This is a genomic window from Xenophilus arseniciresistens (genome assembly GCF_028023875.1).
GTDB lineage: Bacteria > Pseudomonadota > Gammaproteobacteria > Burkholderiales > Burkholderiaceae_C > Xenophilus > Xenophilus arseniciresistens.
This window is the reverse complement of the sequence record NZ_JAQIPB010000008.1, coordinates 103,911-122,667: the sequence shown is the minus strand read 5'-3', so window position 1 is coordinate 122,667 and position 18,757 is coordinate 103,911. Positions and strand designations below refer to the sequence as shown.

At 68.2% G+C, this 18,757-nt stretch carries 19 protein-coding genes; 4 read left to right on the top strand and 15 right to left on the bottom strand.

Annotated features, from left to right (window positions below):
- Window positions 1-35: 35 nt before the first annotated feature.
- Entirely contained in the window at window positions 36-668 is a 633-nt protein-coding gene (locus PGB34_RS16945; protein WP_106846722.1) for a cation transporter, read from the bottom strand.
- Window positions 669-911: 243 nt separating this feature from the next.
- On the opposite strand from PGB34_RS16945, the gene cadR reads away from it, so the two are divergent.
- The gene (cadR, locus tag PGB34_RS16940) at window positions 912-1,355 is read left to right on the top strand and encodes a Cd(II)/Pb(II)-responsive transcriptional regulator (RefSeq protein ID WP_106846721.1); all 444 of its coding nucleotides are present in this window, start codon (window positions 912-914) and stop codon (window positions 1,353-1,355) included.
- 87 nt (window positions 1,356-1,442) lie between these two features.
- Here cadR and PGB34_RS16935 read toward each other — a convergent pair whose 3' ends face one another.
- The 8 genes from PGB34_RS16935 to PGB34_RS16900 form a co-directional block, all read right to left on the bottom strand.
- The gene (locus PGB34_RS16935) at window positions 1,443-2,615 is read right to left on the bottom strand and encodes an MFS transporter (RefSeq protein WP_106846720.1); all 1,173 of its coding nucleotides are present in this window, start codon (window positions 2,613-2,615) and stop codon (window positions 1,443-1,445) included.
- Window positions 2,616-2,628: 13 nt separating this feature from the next.
- Entirely contained in the window at window positions 2,629-3,345 is a 717-nt protein-coding gene (gene arsH / locus PGB34_RS16930; protein ID WP_271429280.1) for an arsenical resistance protein ArsH, read from the bottom strand.
- The gene (gene arsC / locus PGB34_RS16925) at window positions 3,332-3,763 is read right to left on the bottom strand and encodes an arsenate reductase (glutaredoxin) (RefSeq protein WP_106846718.1); all 432 of its coding nucleotides are present in this window, start codon (window positions 3,761-3,763) and stop codon (window positions 3,332-3,334) included. Before arsC ends, arsH begins: the two co-directional genes overlap by 14 nt.
- Window positions 3,764-3,793: 30 nt before the next feature.
- A complete protein-coding gene (locus PGB34_RS16920) occupies window positions 3,794-5,080 on the bottom strand; it encodes an arsenic transporter (protein WP_106846717.1) in 1,287 nt (428 codons plus the stop codon).
- Window positions 5,081-5,154: 74 nt separating this feature from the next.
- Window positions 5,155-5,661 (bottom strand): arsenate reductase ArsC, encoded by a 507-nt coding sequence (locus tag PGB34_RS16915; RefSeq protein WP_106847642.1) that lies wholly within the window; start codon window positions 5,659-5,661, stop codon window positions 5,155-5,157.
- Between the two features lie 29 nt (window positions 5,662-5,690).
- On the bottom strand, window positions 5,691-6,161 hold the full coding sequence (locus tag PGB34_RS16910; protein WP_106846716.1) for an ArsI/CadI family heavy metal resistance metalloenzyme: 471 nt from the start codon (window positions 6,159-6,161) through the stop codon (window positions 5,691-5,693).
- A gap of 10 nt (window positions 6,162-6,171) precedes the next feature.
- Window positions 6,172-6,498: an ArsR/SmtB family transcription factor gene (locus PGB34_RS16905; protein WP_106846715.1), complete on the bottom strand. Its 327-nt coding sequence runs from the start codon at window positions 6,496-6,498 to the stop codon at window positions 6,172-6,174.
- Window positions 6,499-6,956: 458 nt separating this feature from the next.
- Window positions 6,957-7,670, bottom strand: coding sequence for an RNA polymerase sigma factor (locus PGB34_RS16900; protein WP_271429279.1), 714 nt, complete (start codon window positions 7,668-7,670; stop codon window positions 6,957-6,959).
- A gap of 9 nt (window positions 7,671-7,679) precedes the next feature.
- On the opposite strand from PGB34_RS16900, the gene PGB34_RS16895 reads away from it, so the two are divergent.
- Window positions 7,680-9,731, top strand: coding sequence for a RecQ family ATP-dependent DNA helicase (locus PGB34_RS16895; protein WP_271429278.1), 2,052 nt, complete (start codon window positions 7,680-7,682; stop codon window positions 9,729-9,731).
- 189 nt (window positions 9,732-9,920) lie between these two features.
- Here PGB34_RS16895 and PGB34_RS16890 read toward each other — a convergent pair whose 3' ends face one another.
- The 6 genes from PGB34_RS16890 to PGB34_RS16865 form a co-directional block, all read right to left on the bottom strand.
- Window positions 9,921-10,700, bottom strand: coding sequence for a peptidylprolyl isomerase (locus PGB34_RS16890; RefSeq protein ID WP_271429277.1), 780 nt, complete (start codon window positions 10,698-10,700; stop codon window positions 9,921-9,923).
- A gap of 114 nt (window positions 10,701-10,814) precedes the next feature.
- A complete protein-coding gene (locus tag PGB34_RS16885) occupies window positions 10,815-11,081 on the bottom strand; it encodes a BolA family protein (protein WP_271429276.1) in 267 nt (88 codons plus the stop codon).
- Window positions 11,078-11,620, bottom strand: a complete 543-nt coding sequence (locus PGB34_RS16880) for a septation protein A (protein ID WP_271429275.1) — start codon at window positions 11,618-11,620, stop codon at window positions 11,078-11,080. The genes PGB34_RS16885 and PGB34_RS16880 overlap by 4 nt, the downstream gene beginning before the upstream one ends.
- Window positions 11,617-12,066, bottom strand: coding sequence for a peptide-methionine (R)-S-oxide reductase MsrB (msrB, locus tag PGB34_RS16875; protein WP_271429274.1), 450 nt, complete (start codon window positions 12,064-12,066; stop codon window positions 11,617-11,619). Before msrB ends, PGB34_RS16880 begins: the two co-directional genes overlap by 4 nt.
- A complete protein-coding gene (locus PGB34_RS16870; protein ID WP_271429273.1) occupies window positions 12,063-13,559 on the bottom strand; it encodes a protein adenylyltransferase SelO in 1,497 nt (498 codons plus the stop codon). Before PGB34_RS16870 ends, msrB begins: the two co-directional genes overlap by 4 nt.
- Window positions 13,560-13,632: 73 nt before the next feature.
- A complete protein-coding gene (locus PGB34_RS16865) occupies window positions 13,633-14,733 on the bottom strand; it encodes an AraC family transcriptional regulator (protein WP_271429272.1) in 1,101 nt (366 codons plus the stop codon).
- 222 nt (window positions 14,734-14,955) lie between these two features.
- Between PGB34_RS16865 and PGB34_RS16860 the strand changes: the two genes are divergently transcribed.
- Window positions 14,956-16,821 (top strand): carboxylesterase/lipase family protein, encoded by a 1,866-nt coding sequence (locus PGB34_RS16860; protein WP_271429271.1) that lies wholly within the window; start codon window positions 14,956-14,958, stop codon window positions 16,819-16,821.
- A 159-nt stretch (window positions 16,822-16,980) separates the two neighbouring features.
- A complete protein-coding gene (locus PGB34_RS16855; RefSeq protein ID WP_271429270.1) occupies window positions 16,981-18,627 on the top strand; it encodes a 3-(methylthio)propionyl-CoA ligase in 1,647 nt (548 codons plus the stop codon).
- Window positions 18,628-18,757 lie beyond the last annotated feature (130 nt).

Here is an 18,757-nt window from a genome sequence, read left to right as displayed (position 1 = left end):
GTACCGCCATTGAACACCCTGTAGCAGGTGCAGAGTCAAGTGGCATCGGACGGAGACTTTTCGGCGGCCTCGGCCGCTTCGGAGAGGATCTCCCTGCCACCGTTGGCTGCGATCGCCGACACCACGAGGCCAAGAATCAAGTCCGGCAGGTTCGAGCCCCACCACATCACCAAGGCCCCGGACAGCACGATGCCGAGGTTCACGATCGAGTCGTTGCTGGTGAAGATGGCCGACGCCTTGAAGTTGACGTCCTCCCCACGGTGACGCTTCAGCAGGCGCAGGCAGACGATGTTCAACGCTGCATTGACGAAAGCCATAGCCATCATGGCTGGCCCTACGGGCGGTTCGCCGCCAAAAAACCGGCGCAGCACTTCAATCAGCAGCATCACGGCCAAGCCGATCAACAGCCAGCCTGACAGCCTCGCGGCGCGGACTTTGATCGCCGACGCGCGACCAACTGCATAAAGGCTCACGCCATACACCGACGCGTCGGCCAGGTTGTCCAGGGCGGCGCCGATCAGTGCGGTAGAAGAAGCCCACACGCCAACGCCAACCCCGGCCACGCATTGCCCCAGATTAATCAGCAGGACCAGCAACAAGATGCTGCGGTCCTGGGCTTGGCTAGCGTCGAGATGTTGTGCTTCGTCGTCGGCGCAGTTCTCTCCCATCGGCACTCCTTGTTTGATCGACCCGCTCAGCAGCGAGCCTTAACAGCCGAATTACAAACCCTGTACTGGGTAGAGAGTCAAGCGGTGGCCTCTTTGCTCGCTCATTGCATGGGGGAATTGAGCGCGTTGCGTGCGCGAAGGCTTCCAGCGCGCCTGTCTGAGCCCAAATAGACGTTGGCTCTGCTCCATATCACGACTCTGAAGCCGGTTTAGAGTCAAGGCTTTCCCTTTCTTGGAGGCCCCATGAAGATCGGCGAGTTGGCCAAGTCCACAGGGACAAGCATTGAGAGCATCCGTTTCTACGAGCGGGAAGCGCTGTTGCCAGCGCCGCAGCGGTCTGAAAACAACTACCGGGTCTATGCAGAAGAGCACGTTGAACGGCTCACCTTCATCCGGCATTGCCGATCGCTCGATATGGCCCTGGGCGAGATTCGTTCCCTACTGCGCTTCAAAGAAACGCCACAGGAAAACTGTGAGGGGGTCAACGAACTCTTAGATGAGCACATTGGGCACGTCGCCGAACGCATCCGGGAACTGAGACAGCTTGAGAAGCAACTCAAGGTGCTCCGCGCACAGTGCGCCGAATCGAGCGCTGCAGGTTGCTGCGGAATCTTGAACGAACTTTCGACCGAGATGCCTGTGTTCCCCAAGCATGCCGTGCGCAAACATGTCCACGGTACGCATTGACTGCCCGTCAAGGCACCAGGCGGTCGTCTGAGTTGCCCTGAGCATGCACAGGTGGACCGGCCGTCTCTGTCGTCGGCCGGGAGTTGTTCAGCGTCGCAGATCTATCGCCAGCCGCGTCAGCGCAAGGCACGCGACCAAGCCCAGGACCGCCGAGATCCACAGCGCGCCCACGCCCAGCCGCTCCACCGCCAAGCCGAACAGGAACGGTGCGCCGGCCTGCACGATGCGGGCCGGCACCATTAGGAAGCCTTGCCGCTGGCCGTAGCCCTTCGCGCCGAAGAACAGCAGCGGCAGCGTCCCGATGGCGATGGTCAGGATGCCATTGCCCAGGCCGTGCAGCAAGGCGAAGGCCATCGCGGCCGAGCTGCCGAACAGGCCGATGCACAGGGCGCCTAGGGGATGGCCCAGCGTGGCCAGGCGCGCCGACAGCAGCGGGTGCGCACGGCTCAGAAACGCGAACTCGATTAGCCGGCCCGCGACCTGGGCCGGCCCTACCAGCGCCGCGATGCCCACGGCCGCCGCCAGGCTGGCCCCCACGCCCAGCAACAACTTGGGCAGGTGCGCGGCCATGGCCGTGCTGGTGAACCAGGCCACGGCGAAGACGAAGGCCAGCAGGACGGCGGCGCCGCGCTGCTTGTCCGGCGACAGGGCCGCCTGCTGCTCGGGCTTGCCGATGGCATCGCTCGGTGCGTGCGCGGCGCGCTCGGCCGCCGGCAACATGGCATTGAGCGGCAGGCCAATGACCAGGTGCAGACCGGCCCACACGAGGCAGGCCCCACGCCACCCCATGGTGCTCTCCAGCCAGGCCGTCAGCGGCCAGCCAACCGTGCTGGCAAAGCCGGCGAACAGCGTGATGCCGGTGATGGTGCGCCGCGCCTGCTGGCCGTGCAGCCGCACTGCCGTGGCAAACGCGGCTTCGTAGAGGCCGCTGCCCATCGCGAGACCCATGACGGCCCAGGCCGCGAGGACGTGCAGCGGCTGCTGTGCCTGGCTGAGTGCGGCCAGGCCGGCCGCGAACACCACATTGCTGGCGATCAGCACCGGCCGGCCGCCTCGCCGGTCGATCAGGCGGCCGGCGAACGGCCCGATGGCCGCAGACATCAGCAAGGCCACCGAGAAGGCCCCGAACACGGCCGAGCTGGAGGTACCCACGTCCCGGGCGATGGCGTCGGCCAGGATGGCCGGCAGGTAGTACGACGAGGCCCACGCCAGCGTCTGTGCCACGCCCAGCAGCACGGTGGTCGTGGTTCGGCCTTGCACCTGATGCTGGCGGTCAGATGCTGCGCAGGTTGACGCGTTTGGACAGCGCCTCGGCGCTCTCGCGCCGCTCGCTGTAGCGGTCCACCAGGTAGCCGGAGCAATCGCGCGTCAGCAGCGTGAACTTCACCAGTTCCTCCATCACGTCCACCACGCGCTCGTAGTAAGGCGAGGGCTTCATGCGGCCGTCTTCCTCAAACTCGGCGAAGGCCTTGGCCACCGACGACTGGTTGGGGATGGTCAGCATGCGCATCCAGCGGCCCAGCACGCGCAGTTGGTTCACTGCGTTGAAGGATTGCGAGCCGCCCGACACCTCCATGACGGCCAGCGTCTTGCCCTGTGTGGGCCGCACCGATCCGACCGCCAGCGGAATCCAGTCGATCTGCGACTTCATGATGCCGGTCATGGCCCCGTGCCGCTCGGGCGAGCACCAGACCATGCCCTCCGACCACTGCGCCAGCTCGCGCAGCTCCTGCACCTTGGGGTTGTCTTCGGGCGCGCCATCGGGCTGGGGCAGGCCGCGCGGATCGAAGATGCGCGGCTCGGCGCCCATGGCCTGCAGCAGCCGAGCCGCTTCCTCGGTCACGAGCCGGCTGTAAGAGCGCTCACGCACTGAACCGTAGAGCAGCAGGATGCGCGGCGGATGGGTCGCGCGCTCGGCCGGCAGCAGCCGCGCCACGTCGGGCCGGCGGAAGCTGGAGCCATCGATGTTCGGCAGCTCAGGGCTTGGCAATGCGCGCTCCCTTCTCGTCGATGACGGCCTCGCCGTCTTCCTTCGTGAAGGCGCCTTGCTGCGGTTGCGGCAGCAGATCCAGCACGGCTTCGGAAGGCCGGCACAGCCGCGTGCCCAGCAGCGTGACGACGATGGGCCGGTTGATCAGGATAGGTTCCTGCAGCATGAACTCGATCAACTGCGCATCGGTCCATGAAGCGCTGTCCAGGCCCAGCGCGTCGTAGGGCGTGCCCTTCCTGCGCAGCAGCTCGCGCGGCGTGATGCCCATGGCGGCGATGAGCCGTTCCAGCGTGGCCCGGTCGGGCGGCGTCTTCAGGTACTCGATGACCTGTGGTTCCTCGCCGCTGTTGCAGATCATCGCCAGCGTGTTGCGCGACGTGCCGCAGGCGGGGTTGTGGTAGATCGTGATGTTGGGCATGGTCGGTTCCTTGTTGGGCGGTGGACGCGCTCAGGCCAGGCACAAGCGCAGCGCCAAAGCCGCCAGCGTCACCAGCAGCACGGGCAGCGTGAGCACGATGCCCACGCGGAAGTAGTAGCCCCAGGCGATGGTGGTCCCCTTCTTCTGGAGCACGTGCAGCCAGAGTAGCGTGGCCAGACTGCCAATGGGTGTGATCTTGGGACCGAGGTCGCAGCCGATGACGTTGGCGTAAATCATGGCTTCCTTCACCACACCACTTGCCTGCGATGCGTCGATGGACAGTGCGCCGATGAGCACCGTGGGCATGTTGTTCATGACCGAGGACAGCAAGGCCGTGAGCACGCCTGTGCCGATGGCTGCACCCCAGATGCCGCCCTGCGCGAACACATCGAGCAGCCCGGCAATGCGGTCGGTCAGCCCGGCATTGCGCAGGCCGTAGACCACCAGGTACATACCCAGCGAGAACACCACGATCTGCCAGGGCGCCCCGTGCAGCACCTTGCGCGTGCTGATGACGTGGCCGCGGGCCGCGACGGCCAGCAGCACCACGGCGGCCACGGCCGCGACCGCGCTGACCGGCACGCCCAGCGGCTCCAGGCCGAAGAAGCCGACCACCAGCAGGACCAGCACTACCCAGCCGGCCCGGAAGGTGGCCGGATCGCGGATGGCCTGGGCCGGCGCCTTGAGCTGCGCCAGATCGTAGCGCGCCGGCACGCTCCTGCCGAAGTACAGCAGCAGGACCAGCAGGCTGGCCAGCACGGCGGCGATGTTGACCGGCATCATCACGGCCGCGTACTGGTTGAAGCCGATGCCGAAGAAGTCGGCCGAGACGATGTTGACCAGGTTGGACACGACCAGCGGCAGGCTGGCCGTGTCGGCGATGAAGCCGGCTGCCATCACGAAGGCCAGCGTCGCGGCCGGCGAAAAGCCCAGCGCGACCAGCATGGCCATGACGATGGGTGTCAGGATCAGTGCGGCGCCGTCGTTGGCGAACAGCGCGGCCACCGCCGCGCCCAGCAGCACGATGAAGGCGAACAACCGGCGGCCGTTCCCGCCGCCCCAGCGCGCCACGTGCAGCGCGGCCCACTCGAAGAAGCCGGCTTCGTCCAGCAGCAGGCTGATGATGATGACGGCCACGAATGTGGCGGTCGCGTTCCAGACGATGCCCCACACCACGGCGATGTCGGCCAGGTGCACCACGCCGAACACCAGCGCCAGCACAGCGCCGAACGATGCGCTCCAGCCAATGCCCAGACCCCGGGGTTGCCAGATGACCAGCACGAGCGTGAACAGAAAAATCAGGATGGCCGCGAGCATGGCGGAGGCCTTCTATGAGGGAGAACGGGGATGCGGCCCGGCTGGGCCGCGAGAGAGGTCAGACGCGCGAGGGATCAGCGCTTGGCCAGATCGCGTGCGGACTGCTGGATCGTCAGCTTGTCGATGGCTGCGGCGGGCAGGTTGATGAACAGCTCGACGCGCTGCCGGATGGCGTGCAGCGTCTTGCGGAACGCGGCCTGCTTCTCTTCAAGACTGCTATCCACTTCCGACGGGTCCGGGTAGCCCCAATGCGCCGTGGCGGGGTGGCCTGGCCAGACGGGGCACATCTCGCCGGCCGCGTTGTCGCACACGGTGATGATGAGGTCCATGTTCGGTGCGTCGGGCTTGGCGAACTCGTCCCAGTTCTTGCTGCGCAGCCCTTCGGTGGAAATGCCCACGCGCTGCAGCGCTTCCAGCGCGAGCGGGTTGGGCTGCTGGTTCTCGCGCGGGCTGCTGCCAGCGGAGAAGCCGCGGAATCGGTCGCCCGCCATGCCGTTCAGCAAGGCTTCGGCCAGGATGCTGCGGGCCGAGTTATGGGTGCAGAGGAACAGGACGTTCAGCGGCTTGGATGTCGAGGTCATGGGGTAGTCGTGATGAAAGAGAAAAGGGATCAGCAGCAGGCCTTGGCAGGCCCGCAGCACGATGCGGATGCCGGTACGGCCACAGGGGCGCAGCACGCCGCCGCAGCGGCCTTTGCCGGGCCTGGCTTGCCGAACACGGGCACGTTGCCCAGCGTCTGGAAGTGCTCCCAGGCCACGCCCTGCGGGTCCGTGATCCAGTGCTTGTCACTGCGGGCGTAGCAGCAGGTCGTCTGGCCTTCATCGAGCAGCGCCAGGTTGGCCGCCTCGGCCCGGTCTTTGAGGTTCACCAGCTCGGTGGCCTCGTCCGCCTGAAAGCCTAGGTGGTCCACGCCCGGCGTAGCGCCGCGCGTGGAGATGGCGAAGTTCAGGCGCGGGTCTTCCAGCATCCACTTCGCATAGTCGCCCTCGATGCGCGCGGGCTCGGCGGCGAACAGCTTGGAATAGAAGGCGATGCTCTGGCCCAGATCGGTGACGTGCAGGTGAACGTGGAAGCGCTTCATCGTGGTCCTTTCAGCAACGGCAATCCGCCGCCGCGTCGGTGGTCGAGCACGCTGCGCCCTCGCAGCAGTTCTCGGTGAGGTAGCCCAGCAGCTCGTTCATCGTGGTGAACGAAGCCCGATAGATGAGGTTGCGGCCCTGCCGCTCCTGCGTCACCAGGCCGGCATGCGTCAGTTCCTTGAGGTGGAACGACAGCGTGTTGCCGGCCACGTCCAGTTGCTCGGCCAGCGCTCCGGGGGTCAGGCCCTCGGGGCCGGCGACGACCAGGGCGCGGAACAGGCGCAGGCGCAATGCTTGCGCTAGCGCAGCGAGGGATCGGACGGCGTTGGCTTCTTCCATAAATCAATAATACAACAACTGTAGAAATAAAGTCTAAGTTGCAGCTATCAACCGTCAAGTAGGTAGCGGTGAGGATGCTCGCGGGGCTTGGTCCAAAACCGTGATGTGTTGATCGTGTGACCGCACGAGTCCGTGTGTCACCGAGTTCTGGGCAGAAGCTCCAGGGCCCTGAAAGACATGAATATGGCCAAAGGCTGTATGCTGGAGAGGGCTCAGAAGTACCCGTAGCGTGCCGTTGCTCAGCGCTTCATTGCGAAGGACTGACTGACGGTAAAAGCGACGGTATAGAGCTCATCCGACTCCGCCAGATCCCTTTAACCATGCGGGTTAGCGAGGCCTATTGATGATGGAGTGGGAGTAAGCGAGCGCCTGGGGCCGACGCGCGATCAGCCCAGTCCCAGTTGCTCGCCGAAATCGAAGCTCAGTTGGATGGGCTGTCGCACCAGTTGATAGTGGCGCTAAGGGTCGGGCAGTGCGTCGCTGCGAGGAACAGCGATGTGCTGCAGATGTTGGGCCAGGCGGCGTGCGTGCGCACAGCGCCTGTAGGCGTAAGACACCGACACGCGGAGATGGAGGGCAACGGCCTCCATGTGGTCATCGAAGTGGCGCAGCAGTTGAATGTAGGCTGCGGCCTGGGATCCATGGGCCTGCAGCTCCCTCTCCAGCAATTGCTCGGCATCGCGCTCCATCAAGGCATCGAGGACGCTGCGCCCCCCGTCGCTGGTCAGCGTCCGGGCCAGTGGATGTCCATCTTCACTACCATCGCTGCCAGTCCCATGCTCCAGTCGCACGGCATGGCGCACGGTCAGTTCCGTGTAGCGCACCAGGTGCTGGCACAGGTGGGCGAGCAGCCGCTGCTGATGGATCTCGTCTGACAGATCCAGTGGGCCGCTGTCTTCGGCCCGCAAGGTGCACGCCATCAGCCAGGCCTCCTGCACCACGTCTTCGTACTGTTGTTCGCCCGCAGTCTTGTATGCGATGCCGCGCAGTTTCTTCTTGTGTCGGCTGACAAAGCGCTCGAAGGCTTCTCCATCGGGGATCATGGGCAACTCCAGAGGCCGTGCGCGAAAGCCCGATGGATCGTGCGCAAGTTGGATCGCAGTGCCGCATTCGATCTGCAGAATGTGGCGTCTGCTTGACAGCGTGTCGATGCCCGCCGGCTCTTCGCGCACGGAGCCTCCATGAGCCTTGCACACACCCATCTGCAAATAGTCCTCGCCGCGATGGCCGGGCCTGCCGCGCGTCCGCGCGAGGACCAGCTGGCGGCCGTCGCCGCGCTGGTCGAGCAGCGCGACCGCGTGCTCGTCGTGCAGGCCACGGGCTGGGGCAAATCCGCCGTGTACTGGGCTGCGACCTCGGCCCTGCGTGCCAGCGGCGGCGGCCCCACGCTGATCGTCTCGCCGCTGCTCGCGCTGATGCGCGACCAGGTCGATGCCGCGGCCCGTGCCGGCCTGCGCGCGGCCACCATCAATTCGACCAACCTGGACGACTGGGACGCCGTCTTCGCGGACATCGCCGCCGACCGGCTGGACGTGCTGCTGGTCTCGCCCGAACGGCTGGGCAACCCCGGCTTCGCGCAGCGCCTGCCCGCGCTGCTGGCCGGCGCCGCGCTGGTGGTGATCGACGAGGCGCACTGCATCTCCGACTGGGGCTTCGACTTCCGGCCTGACTACCAGCGCTTGTCCAGAACGCTGCTGGGCATCGCGGCCGGCACGCCCGTGCTGGCGACCACCGCCACGGCCAACCAGCGCGTGACCGAGGACATCGCGCGCCAGCTGGGGTCGGACACGCAGACCTTCCGCGGCTCGCTCGCGCGCTCCTCGCTGCGACTGGCCGTCGTGCCGGGGCTGGCCGCGCTCGAGCGACTGGCCTGGGTCGCCGACGCGCTGGACTGCTTCGCCGGCTCGGGCATCGTCTACGCGCTGACGGTGGCCGACACCGAGCGCATCGCCGGCTTCCTGCGTTCCTGCGGCTTCGAGGTCGCGGCCTACCACGGCGGCCTGGACGCCCCCGCGCGCCAGCAGATCGAGGACGCGCTGCGCCGCAATGCGCTCAAGGCCGTGGTCGCCACCTCCGCGCTGGGCATGGGCTACGACAAGCCCGACCTGGCCTTCTGCATCCACGTCGGCTCGCCAGCCTCGCCGGTGGCCTACTACCAGCAGGTCGGCCGCGCCGGCCGCGCGCTCGATGATGCCCTGGCCGTGCTGCTGCCGGCCGAGACCGACGAACGCATCTGGGCCTATTTCGCGACGGCCGGCGTGCCCGACGAGAAACGCGTGGGCCAGATCCTGGCGGCCTTGGCTGATGGCCCGCTGGGTCTGGTGGCGCTGGAGAACGCGACCGGCATCCGGCGCGGCCGGCTTGAAGGCCTGCTCAAGATCCTGGCGGTCGAGGAGGTGGTGCAGCGCGAAGGCCCGGCCTGGGCTTTGACCGGCCAGCCCTGGACCTTCGACGCCGCGCGCTGGCAGGCGCTCGGCCAGGTGCGCGCGCGCGAAGCCGGTCTCATGCGCGCCTTCGCAGCCGGCCAGGGCTGCCTGATGCGCTTTCTGCAGGAGGCACTGGACGACCCTGCACCCAGCGACTGCGGCCGGTGCAGCGTCTGCACGAGCCGCCTGCCCGCACCGGGCGCGCAGCCCGCCGCGCCGCGCGTGGAGGCGGCGCGCCTCTATGCGCGCGGGCAGGACGTGGTCATCGCGCCGCGCAAGCTCTGGCCCGCGGGTGGCACGCGCAAGGGCCGCATCACGGCCTGCGGCGAGGGCCGCGCACTGGCCTTCGCCGACGACCCCGGCTGGGCCGACGCCTTGCTGCCGCTGCTGGCCGCGCCCGATGCGCTGGCCCCGCAGCCCGTGCTGGACGGCGTGGTGGCCGTGCTCGGACGCTGGCGGCGCAGCTGGGGCGCGCGTCCCGTGGCCGTGGTCCCCTTGCCCTCGGCCACGCATCCGCAGTTGCTGCACGCGGTGGCCGCCCATGTGGCGCAAGCGGGCCGGCTGCCGCTGGTCGACGCATTGCAGCTGCGCGGCCCATCGCCGGACCCTGACCTCGCCTCGGCCGCCAAGGTCGCCGCGCTGAACCATGCGCTGGCGCTGCGCTCCGGCGTCGAGGTGCCAGCCGGGCCACTGCTGCTGGTCGGTCTTCGCTACCGCAGCGGCTGGGCCATGACCGTGGCAGCCGCCTTGCTGCGCGAGGCCGGCGCCGCGGACGTGCTGCCGCTGGTGCTGCACCAGGCGCCTTGAATCTCGCTGCGCTGCTGGCTATCACGGCGCAGATCGCACTGGGCTTCAGCTTCACGCCGGGGAGCCTGTAGCGCTGGTCTTGGCAGGGCGGCGGGCAGGCATGAAAAAGGCAGCCCGCAGGCTGCCTTTGTTCCGGATCGCATCGTTCTTTCGCAGGCCGGGGGGCCGTGCGAAAAAAATGCAGTCGCCTTATTCCACCCTGGCCTTGCTGCGCAGTTCCTGCTGGAAGGCCTGCAGCTTTTGCTGCTGCAGTTGGCGCTCCAGTTCGGGCTTGATCTGTTCCAGCGGCGGGAATTCCATCTTGCGTGTGTCGTCCAGGCGGATCACGTGCCAGCCGAAGCTGCTCTTGACGGGCGCGCTGGAGGTTTCGCCCTTCTTGAGCTTGACCATGGCCCCCGAGAACTCGGGCACCAGGTTGGCCGGCGAGGTCCAGTCCAGGTCGCCGCCGTTGGCGCCGGAGCCCGGGTCCTTCGACAGCTTCTTGGCCAGGTCTTCGAACTTGGCGCCCTTGCCGAGGTCGGCGATGACCTTCTTGGCCTGGTCTTCGGTCTCGACCAGGATGTGGCGCACCTTGTACTCGTTGCCGCTGTTGGCTTCGGCCAGCGAGTCATAGGCCTTCTTGAGTTCGGCGTCGGTGACCGGGTTGGTCTTGCGGTAGTCCTCGAAGAGCTGGCGGATCAGCACGGCCTGGCGCGCCAGTTCCATCTGGGCCTTGTAGTCGTCGCTGGCGTCCAGGCCGCGCTTTTGCGCTTCCTGCATGAACACCTCGCGCATCACGACTTCCTCGCGCAGCTGGTCCTGCATCTCGGGCGTCACGGGGCGGCCGGCAGCGGCCAGTTGCTGCGCCAGTTGCTCCATGCGGGCCTTGGGCACGGCTTTGCCATTGACGATGGCGGCGTTCTGGGCCAGGGCCGGCAGCGTGCCCAGCATCATCGCGGCGGTCACGGCAGACAGGACAAACTTGTTCATGAACGGAAACCTCAGATAGGCAAGGGCGTGCGTGCAAGCATGCCGAACAATGATGAAGAAGAAAAAGGGGAGGGAGGCGAGCTGTGTGCCACCGTGGACCGGCGGTCGTGCTGCTCAGAGCGTTTCGATGGCGATGGCGTGAAGGCCACGGGGCACAAAGGACTGAAGAGCATCATACACAAGCCGGTGCCGGGCCACGCGGCTGCAGCCCTCGAAGCGCGGCGAGGCGATGCGCACCCGGAAATGGGTGCCGAAGCCCTCGGCGGAGGCGCCCGCATGGCCGGCGTGCAGGCCGCTCTCGTCGATCACCTCGAGCTGCGTGGGCGCCAGCGCGGCGCGCAGCGTGGCCTCGAGTTCCGCTGTGGTGGGCAGGCTGCTCATGAGGAGGCGGACTCGTCCGTCTTGAGGTGCGGCGCGATGTACAGGCCCTGCGCCACCAGGAAGGCGACCGGGAACACGTAGCCCCAGAGCTTGAAGTCCACCCACGCGTCGGTGCTGAAGTACAGCGCCACATAGGCATTGAGCGCGGCCATGAAGGCGCAGTAACCGACCCAGGCGATGCTCAGGTTGCGCCAGACATTGGACGGCAGCGTGAGCTGCGCGCCCAGCATCATGTGCAGGAAGTTCTTGCGAAAGCCCCACAGCGCCACCGCCATGGCCAGCGACATGGCGCCGTACAGCACCGTGGGCTTCCACTTGATGAAGCGCTCGTCCTGCAGCACCAGCGTGAGCGCGCCGAACAGCAGGATCAGCACCAGCGTGGCCTTCTGCATCGTCTCCAGCTTCTTCTGGGTGGCGTAGGCAATGGCCATCTGCACCACGGTGGCGGCCATCAGCACGGCCGTGGCGACGTAGATGCCCTGCAGCTTGAAGGCCGCGAAGAACAGGACGATGGGCAGGAAGTCGAGCAGCAGCTTCATTCGGCTTTGTCCTGCGCGTCGGGCGCCTGCTCGCCTTCGGCGGCGAAGTCCAGCGAGGCCGAGTTCATGCAGTAGCGCAGGCCCGTGGGTTCGGGCCCGTCGGGAAACACGTGGCCCAGGTGGGCGCCGCATTGCGTGCACACGGTCTCGGTGCGCACCATGCCGTGCGAGCGGTCCACGATCTCGGTGATCGCGCCGGGTTCGGCCGCCTGGTAGAAGCTGGGCCAGCCGCAGCCCGCGTCGAATTTGGTGTCCGAGTCGAAGAGCTTGGCGCCGCAGCAGATGCAGTGGTAGCTGCCGTCGGCCCAGTGGGCTTCGTACTTGCCGGTGAAGGGGCGCTCGGTGGCGGCGTGGCGCGTGACTTCGAAGGCGGCGCGTTCCGCGCCTTTCTCGGCCAGCAGGGCCTGCCATTGCGCATCGGTCTTCTGGATCCGTGGGGCGGTCATGATGAACAGCTGATTTCGAGAGTGGATGCCCAGTCGGGCGGGAAGTCGGCAAAGGCCTGGCGGCCGGGCTGCTCCTGATATGGGGTCTGCAGCAGCGCCAGCAAGGTCTGCACGCCCGAATGATCGCCGCGCTGGGACTGCTCGATGGCGGTCTGCGCCAGGTGGTTGCGCAGCACGTAGGCTGGGTTGGCGGCCAGCGCGGCTTCGGGCGCGGCGCCATCCTGCGCGGCGCGGGCGTCAAAGGATAGCAGCCAGGCGTCGAAGGCCGTCGCGTCGATGAACAGCTCGCGCACGGGCGCCAGCGCGGCCCCGGCGCGCCAGTGCGCGAAGCGGCGCCAGAAGATGCTCCAGTCGGTCTGTTCGGTGGCCAGCAGGCGCAGCAGGCCGTCGGCCAGCGCGGCGTCGCCGGGCTGCGCATCGACCAGGCCCAGCTTGGCGCGCATGCGCGCCTCGAAGGCCGGCGCGAAGCGCTCGGGGTAGGCACCCAGCGCCGCGCGCGCCTGGGCTTCGTCGCCGATCAGGGGCATCAGCGCCTGGCCCAGGCAGAACAGGTTCCAGTAGGCCACGTTGGGCTGCTGGTTGAAGGCGTAGCGGCCGCTGCTGTCGCTGTGGTTGCAGATGTGCGCGGGGTTGAAGCCGTCGAGGAACTGGAAGGGGCCGTAGTCGATGGTCAGGCCCAGGATGCTCATGTTGTCGGTGTTCATCACGCCGTGGCAAAAGCCCAGCGCCTGCCAGTGCGCCACCATGTCGGCCGTGCGCTCGCTCACGGCGCGCAGGAAGTTGGCATAGGCGTTGCCGCCCAGGCGCGTGTCGCTGCGGCATTCGGGGTAGAAGCGCTCGATCACGAAGTCGGCGAGCTGGCGCAGCTCGTCATCGCGGCCGGCGGCCGCGAAATGCTCGAAATGGCCGAAGCGGATGAAGCTGGGCGCAAAGCGCGTGACCACCGCGGCGCTTTCCAGCGACTCGCGGCGCACGGGCTGGGGCGAGCCCGTGACGCACAGCGCGCGCGTGGTGGGCACGCCCAGCGCATGCATGGCTTCGCTGCACAGGAACTCGCGGATCGAGGAGCGCAGCACGGCGCGGCCGTCGCCCATGCGGGAGTAGGGCGTGCGGCCCGCGCCCTTGAGCTGCACTTCCTGCCCGCCCGCCGTCTGCCCGAGCAGGATGGCGCGCCCGTCGCCCAACTGGCCAGCCCAGACGCCGAACTGGTGCCCGCTGTAGACCGTGGCCAGCGCCTGCGTGCCGGCGATGGCCGCGTTGCCCGTGAAGGCGGCCAGCGCCGCGTCGGTGCGCCAGTCCGGCGGCAGGCCCAGCGCACGGGCCGCGGGTTCGCTGTGGCCCACCCAATAGGGCTCTGGCAGGGGTGTGGGCCGAAGCAGCGTGAAGAAGGCCGGGCCCAGGGTCTGGAAGGCCGCTTTCCACGACAGACCCAGGTCGACGGTGGGGGCCTCCTGGGCCGTCTCGCGGGCAATCTCACGGGCTGTTTCGCTCATGGCCCGCATTGTCCGGCAGCGCCTTCGACCCCAGGCGGGGCGGGGCTACAGGCGGCTGCGGTCCACGGGCGTCTCAGTTCAGCGGGGCCGCTGCGGCTTCGGATTCCCAGAGCTGCGCCCGGTACTGCGCCGGCGGCATGCCGAACCAGCGCCGGCAGGCGCGAAAGAAGTTGCTCGTGTCCACGAAGCCCAGCAGATCGGCCACTTCGGTGAGGCTGTAGCGCGCCTGCGCCAGATACTGGCGCGCCAGCTCGCTGCGGGTGCGCTCCAGCAGGGCCTGGAAGGAAACCGATTCGGCCTGCAGCCGGCGCTGCAGCGTGCGCTCGGCCAGGCCCAGGCCCTGCGCCACGTCCTGGCGTCGCGGCTCGCCCTGGGGCAGGCGGCGCGCGATCTCGGCGCACACCAGGGTGCTGGTGGTGGTCTGGCCCAGGCGCTCGAGCTGGGTGTCCAGCAGCTGGGCCTGCATCTGGCCCAGCTCATGCTGGTGCGTGGGCAGCGGCAGGGCCAGGTCGGCAGCGGCCAGCAGCATGCGGTTGGCCTGGGCGCCAAAGCGCGGTGTGCAGCCGAAGGCTTCGCGGTGCCGGCGGTCGTCGGCAGGGGCAGGGTGCACGAACTCCATGGCCAGCGGCTCCAGTTCGCGCCGCGTGAGCCAGCGGCACTGCATCAGCACCGTGAGCAGCGCGTATTCCACGCGCTGGCGCGGAATGGGCAGGCTGCCGCCCGTGTGGTCCATCACCAGCCAGCAGCCGCGCGCGTCGGCAGCCAGCGAGAAGGCGGTGGCGTCGGAAATGACGGCCATGTAGCGGGCCAGGCATTGCAGCGCCTCGCCCAGGTCGGCGCTGCAGGCCATCGCATGGCCCACGGTGCCGATGCGGCTGTGGGTGGCAGCCAGCATGCGGTCAAGCCCCAGCGTGGGCCGGCCTGCGCGGGCCACGGCGTGCTGCCACAGCAGCGTGATCTCGTCGACCGGAAAGCGTGCGTTCTGGTGCCGGACGGAGGCCGGGTCGAAGCCGGCGTCGTGCAGCAGCGCCGGCACGTCCAGGCCCTCGGCCTCGAACATCGCCAGCACGCCCTGCAGCCAGGCGGCCGAACTGGTGCGGTGCTCGGGCTGCGGCGCGCAGCCGGGCCGGCGCGCCGACCCGTACAGCGGGCGCTGCAGGGGCGCGGGATGCATCGTCGGCTTCAGTGCAGCGGGTGGCGTGGGCACGGGTTTTTGGGCGTCCGGGGGGCTGGAGGGCCTGCGAAGTCAGTGCATTGGCGCGCTTGCGATAGCGAAGGGCGCAAGGGTGCTTCCTAGAATTTTTGAGCGGGTCCGGGGCCACAGAGTATGCGCCGCGGTGGCCGCACGGGCCATGCCCGATAACCCCAGAGAACAACTGTGTGGAGACAAGCACGCATGACGACGACTTCCCTGTTGAAGGCGCAAGCCTGCACTTCCCCCCAGAGCGCCGGGCCCGGGCGCCGGGCCTTGCCCACTGCCGCCCGCGCCGTGCTGGCGGCGGCCTGCCTGGCCGCGCTGGCAGCGTGCGGCGGTGGCTCTTCCGGCGGCGGCTTTGTGCTGCCGCCCATCAGCGCGCCGCCGCCGCCACCCCCTCCACCCCCGCCTGCACCGCCGCCGCCCGCACAGAGCCCCGCCGTGCGCGAGACCACGGCCGGCAAGGTCGAGGGCGTGGACGACAGCCAGGTCTCGGGCACCTATTTCTGGAAGGGCCTGCGCTATGCCAAGGCGCCCGTGGGCGAGCTGCGCTGGCGCGCCCCTGAGGCGCCGCAGGCCTGGAGCGACGTGCGCAGCGCCAAGGAGTTCGGCGCCGCCTGCCTGCAGATCGGCCGCATGTTCGGCCCCGGCGCCAACAACCGTTTCGACGAGACCATCGGCACCACGCTGGGCCAGCCCCTGGGCAGCGAGGACTGCCTGTTCGCCAACATCTGGCGCCCGGCCAGCGACGAGAAGGACCTGCCGGTGCTGGTCTTCGTGCATGGCGGCAGCAACATCTCGGGCTACACCGCCGATCCGCTGTACGACGGCGCGGCGCTGGCCAAGGCCGCCAATGCGGTGGTGGTGACGCTGAACTACCGCCTGGGCGTGCTGGGCTTTTTGAACATGCCGCAGCTGCGCACCGGCAGCGCCAACGGCGAGGACTCCGGCAACTTCGCGCTGCTGGACCTGCTGGAAGCCCTGCGCTGGCTGCAGCGCAACGCGGCGGCCTTCGGCGGCAATGCGGGCAACGTCACGCTCTCGGGCGAATCGGCCGGCGCCACCAACCTGCTGGCGCTGATGGCCTCGCCGCTGTCGAAAGGGCTGTTCCACAAGGCCTTCGAGATGAGCGGCGGCATCTCCCTGGCCAGCAACTTGCCGCTGGGCACGCTGCCCACGCTGCAGCCGGCGCCGGTTTCGGCCGCACAGGGCCAGGCCATCCTGGCGAAGCTGCTGGTGGCCGATGGCACGGTGCGCGACGAACTGGCCGCGGCCACCTACATCGCAGGGCGCACGCCGGAGCAGATCGCCGACTACCTGCGCGCGAAGGACGCCGGCGAGCTGCTCAAGACCGTGACGGCCGCGGGCCTGGGCGCCGTGGCGCCAATCCCCGACGGCCAGGTGCTGCCCACCGACCCCATCGCGGCCATGGCGGCCGATGCCCACACGCGCGTGCCGCTGCTGGCCGGCACCACGCGCGAGGAGGGCAAGCTCTTCGCGTCGCTGCTGTCCGCGCTGGGCGGCAAGCCGGGCTGGATCGTGGACGACGCCACGCGCTTTTCGATGATGTTCAACAACGACCCCGAGGCGCCGCCGAAGCTGCGCGTGGAAGACATCATCGACGCGTCCTACCTGCCGGTAGATACGCCGCTGACGGGCTACAACGCCAAGACCACGCTGCTCACGCGCGCCTCCTTCGAGGCCAACCGCGACAACCTGCTGCAGGCGCTGGGCCGGCACCAGAGCGACATCTACGTCTACCGCTTCGACTGGGCGCAGCAGCCCGCGCCCTGGAACGACGTGTATGGCGCGGCCCATGCCTTCGACCTGCCATTCGTGTTCGGCAACTTCGGGCCTTCGGTGATCTCGCGCGTGTCCTTCAACCAGGCCAACCAGGCCGGCCGCGTGGCGCTTTCCGGCGCCGTCATGGCCAGCGTGGGCGCCTTCATGCGAACGGGCGACCCGAACCATGCGGCGCTGGGCGTGCGCTGGGCGCCCTGGCCCGCATCGGTGCGGCTGGACGCCACGCCCGCGGCGTCGGCCATCACGGCGGTGGCAGCGCCCTGAACGCGGCACTGCGATGGTGCATGGGAAGCCTCGGGTACGGCGGGGAAAAACCTGTCGCTCCCGAGGCGGGCGGGCCCACAATTGCTGGGTACATTCCGGCCATCGCGCAGCGCCCCGCTGTCCGAGCTGCTTTTGATTTGAACCAAGGAGACTTCCCCCATGCTGGGTCTGATGCAGAACCGCCCCCTGCTGATTTCCAACCTCATCGACTTCGTCGAGCGCAACAACGGCGACGTCGAGATCGTCTCGCGCCGCGTGGAAGGTGACATCCATCGCTACACCTGGGCCGACTGCGCCAGGCGCGCGCGCCGCGTGGCCAATGCGCTCGACGGCGAGAAGCTGCTGTTCTCCGACCGCGTGGCCACGCTGGCCTGGAACGGCTACCGCCACCTGGAGCTGTACTACGGCGTCTCAGGTTCGGGCCGCGTGCTGCACACCATCAACCCGCGCCTGCACCCCGAGCAGGTGGCCTGGATCGCCAACCATGCCGAAGACCAGATCCTGTGCTTCGACATGAGCTTCCTGCCGCTGGTGCAGGCCGTGCATGCGAAGTGCGCCACCGTGAAGAAGTGGGTGGCGCTGTGCGACGCCGACAAGCTGCCCGCCGACAGCGGCATCCCCAACCTCGTGAGCTACGAGGCCTGGATCGGCGGCCAGAGCGACAGCTACGACTGGCCCAGCTTCGACGAGAACTCGGCTTCGAGCATGTGCTACACGAGCGGCACCACGGGCAACCCCAAGGCCGCGCTGTACAGCCACCGCTCGACCACGCTGCATGCCTACGCGGCCGCACTGCCCGACGTGATGCGCCTGTCGGCCAGCGACTCGGTGCTGCCGGTGGTGCCCATGTTCCACGTCAACGCGTGGGGCATCCCGTACTCGGCCGCGCTGGTGGGCTGCAAGCTGGTCTTCCCCGGCCCCGCGCTGGACGGCAAGTCGGTCTATGAGCTCGTCGAAGCCGAGAAGGTCACCTTCGCGGCCGGCGTGCCCACCGTGTGGCAGATGCTGCTGGGCCACACCCAGGCCAACAAGCTCAAGTTCTCGACGCTCAACCGCACCGTGATCGGCGGCTCGGCCTGCCCGCCGGCCATGATCGTGGCCTTCCAGGAGCAGTACGGCGTGGAAGTGCTGCACGCCTGGGGCATGACCGAGATGAGCCCGCTGGGCACGCTGTGCACGCTCAAGAACAAGCACGAGGCGCTGCCGCCCGAGCAGAAGCTGGCCATCCGCATGAAGCAGGGCCGCGCCATCTATGGCGTGGACATGAAGATCGTGGACGCCGAAGGCGCCGAGCTGCCGTGGGACGGCAAGGCCTATGGCGAGCTGCTGGTGCGCGGCCCCTGGATCGTGCAGCAGTACTTCAAGGGCGAGGGCGGCGATCCGCTGGTGCCCGATGCCAAGGGCGAGGGCTGGTTCCCCACGGGCGACGTGGCCACCATCGATGCCGACGGCTACCTGCAGATCACCGACCGCAGCAAGGACGTGATCAAGTCCGGCGGCGAATGGATCAGCTCCATCGACATCGAGAACATCGCCGTGGCGCACCCCGCCATCGCGATTGCCGCGTGCATCGGCGTGCGCCATCCCAAGTGGGACGAGCGCCCCATCGTGGTGGTGGCCAAAAAGCCCGGCGCCGAAGTGACGCGCGAAGAGCTGCTGGCCTTCTACGAGGGCAAGACGGCCAAGTGGCAGATCCCCGACGACGTGGTCTTCGTGGACGCCGTGCCCCTGGGCGCGACCGGCAAGATCCTCAAGACCAAGCTGCGCGAGCAGCTCAAGGACTACCAGTTGCCCAGCCTGCGCTGAACACCCCCACCGGGGGCTGTCGCCCGCGCGATAGATAGGCCGCTGGTGCGGCCTTTTTTGCGGGTGTTCCCTGAAGGTCATCAGCAGGCGCAGGGCTACCCTGCGCCCACGTTCAACCCAACGGAGACTG

Bases quoted from the DNA above. Each gene is read 5' to 3' on its own strand.
- PGB34_RS16945 (WP_106846722.1), bottom strand. From the start codon at position 668: ATGGGAGAGAACTGCGCCGACGACGAAGCACAACATCTCGACGCTAGC.
- cadR (WP_106846721.1), top strand. From the start codon at position 912: ATGAAGATCGGCGAGTTGGCCAAGTCCACAGGGACAAGCATTGAGAGC.
- arsC (WP_106846718.1), bottom strand. From the start codon at position 3,763: ATGCCCAACATCACGATCTACCACAACCCCGCCTGCGGCACGTCGCGC.
- PGB34_RS16920 (WP_106846717.1), bottom strand. From the start codon at position 5,080: ATGCTCGCGGCCATCCTGATTTTTCTGTTCACGCTCGTGCTGGTCATC.
- PGB34_RS16915 (WP_106847642.1), bottom strand. From the start codon at position 5,661: ATGACCTCGACATCCAAGCCGCTGAACGTCCTGTTCCTCTGCACCCAT.
- PGB34_RS16910 (WP_106846716.1), bottom strand. From the start codon at position 6,161: ATGAAGCGCTTCCACGTTCACCTGCACGTCACCGATCTGGGCCAGAGC.
- PGB34_RS16905 (WP_106846715.1), bottom strand. From the start codon at position 6,498: ATGGAAGAAGCCAACGCCGTCCGATCCCTCGCTGCGCTAGCGCAAGCA.
- PGB34_RS16895 (WP_271429278.1), top strand. From the start codon at position 7,680: ATGAGCCTTGCACACACCCATCTGCAAATAGTCCTCGCCGCGATGGCC.
- PGB34_RS16890 (WP_271429277.1), bottom strand. From the start codon at position 10,700: ATGAACAAGTTTGTCCTGTCTGCCGTGACCGCCGCGATGATGCTGGGC.
- PGB34_RS16885 (WP_271429276.1), bottom strand. From the start codon at position 11,081: ATGAGCAGCCTGCCCACCACAGCGGAACTCGAGGCCACGCTGCGCGCC.
- PGB34_RS16880 (WP_271429275.1), bottom strand. From the start codon at position 11,620: ATGAAGCTGCTGCTCGACTTCCTGCCCATCGTCCTGTTCTTCGCGGCC.
- msrB (WP_271429274.1), bottom strand. From the start codon at position 12,066: ATGACCGCCCCACGGATCCAGAAGACCGATGCGCAATGGCAGGCCCTG.
- PGB34_RS16870 (WP_271429273.1), bottom strand. From the start codon at position 13,559: ATGAGCGAAACAGCCCGTGAGATTGCCCGCGAGACGGCCCAGGAGGCC.
- PGB34_RS16865 (WP_271429272.1), bottom strand. From the start codon at position 14,733: ATGCATCCCGCGCCCCTGCAGCGCCCGCTGTACGGGTCGGCGCGCCGG.
- PGB34_RS16860 (WP_271429271.1), top strand. From the start codon at position 14,956: ATGACGACGACTTCCCTGTTGAAGGCGCAAGCCTGCACTTCCCCCCAG.
- PGB34_RS16855 (WP_271429270.1), top strand. From the start codon at position 16,981: ATGCTGGGTCTGATGCAGAACCGCCCCCTGCTGATTTCCAACCTCATC.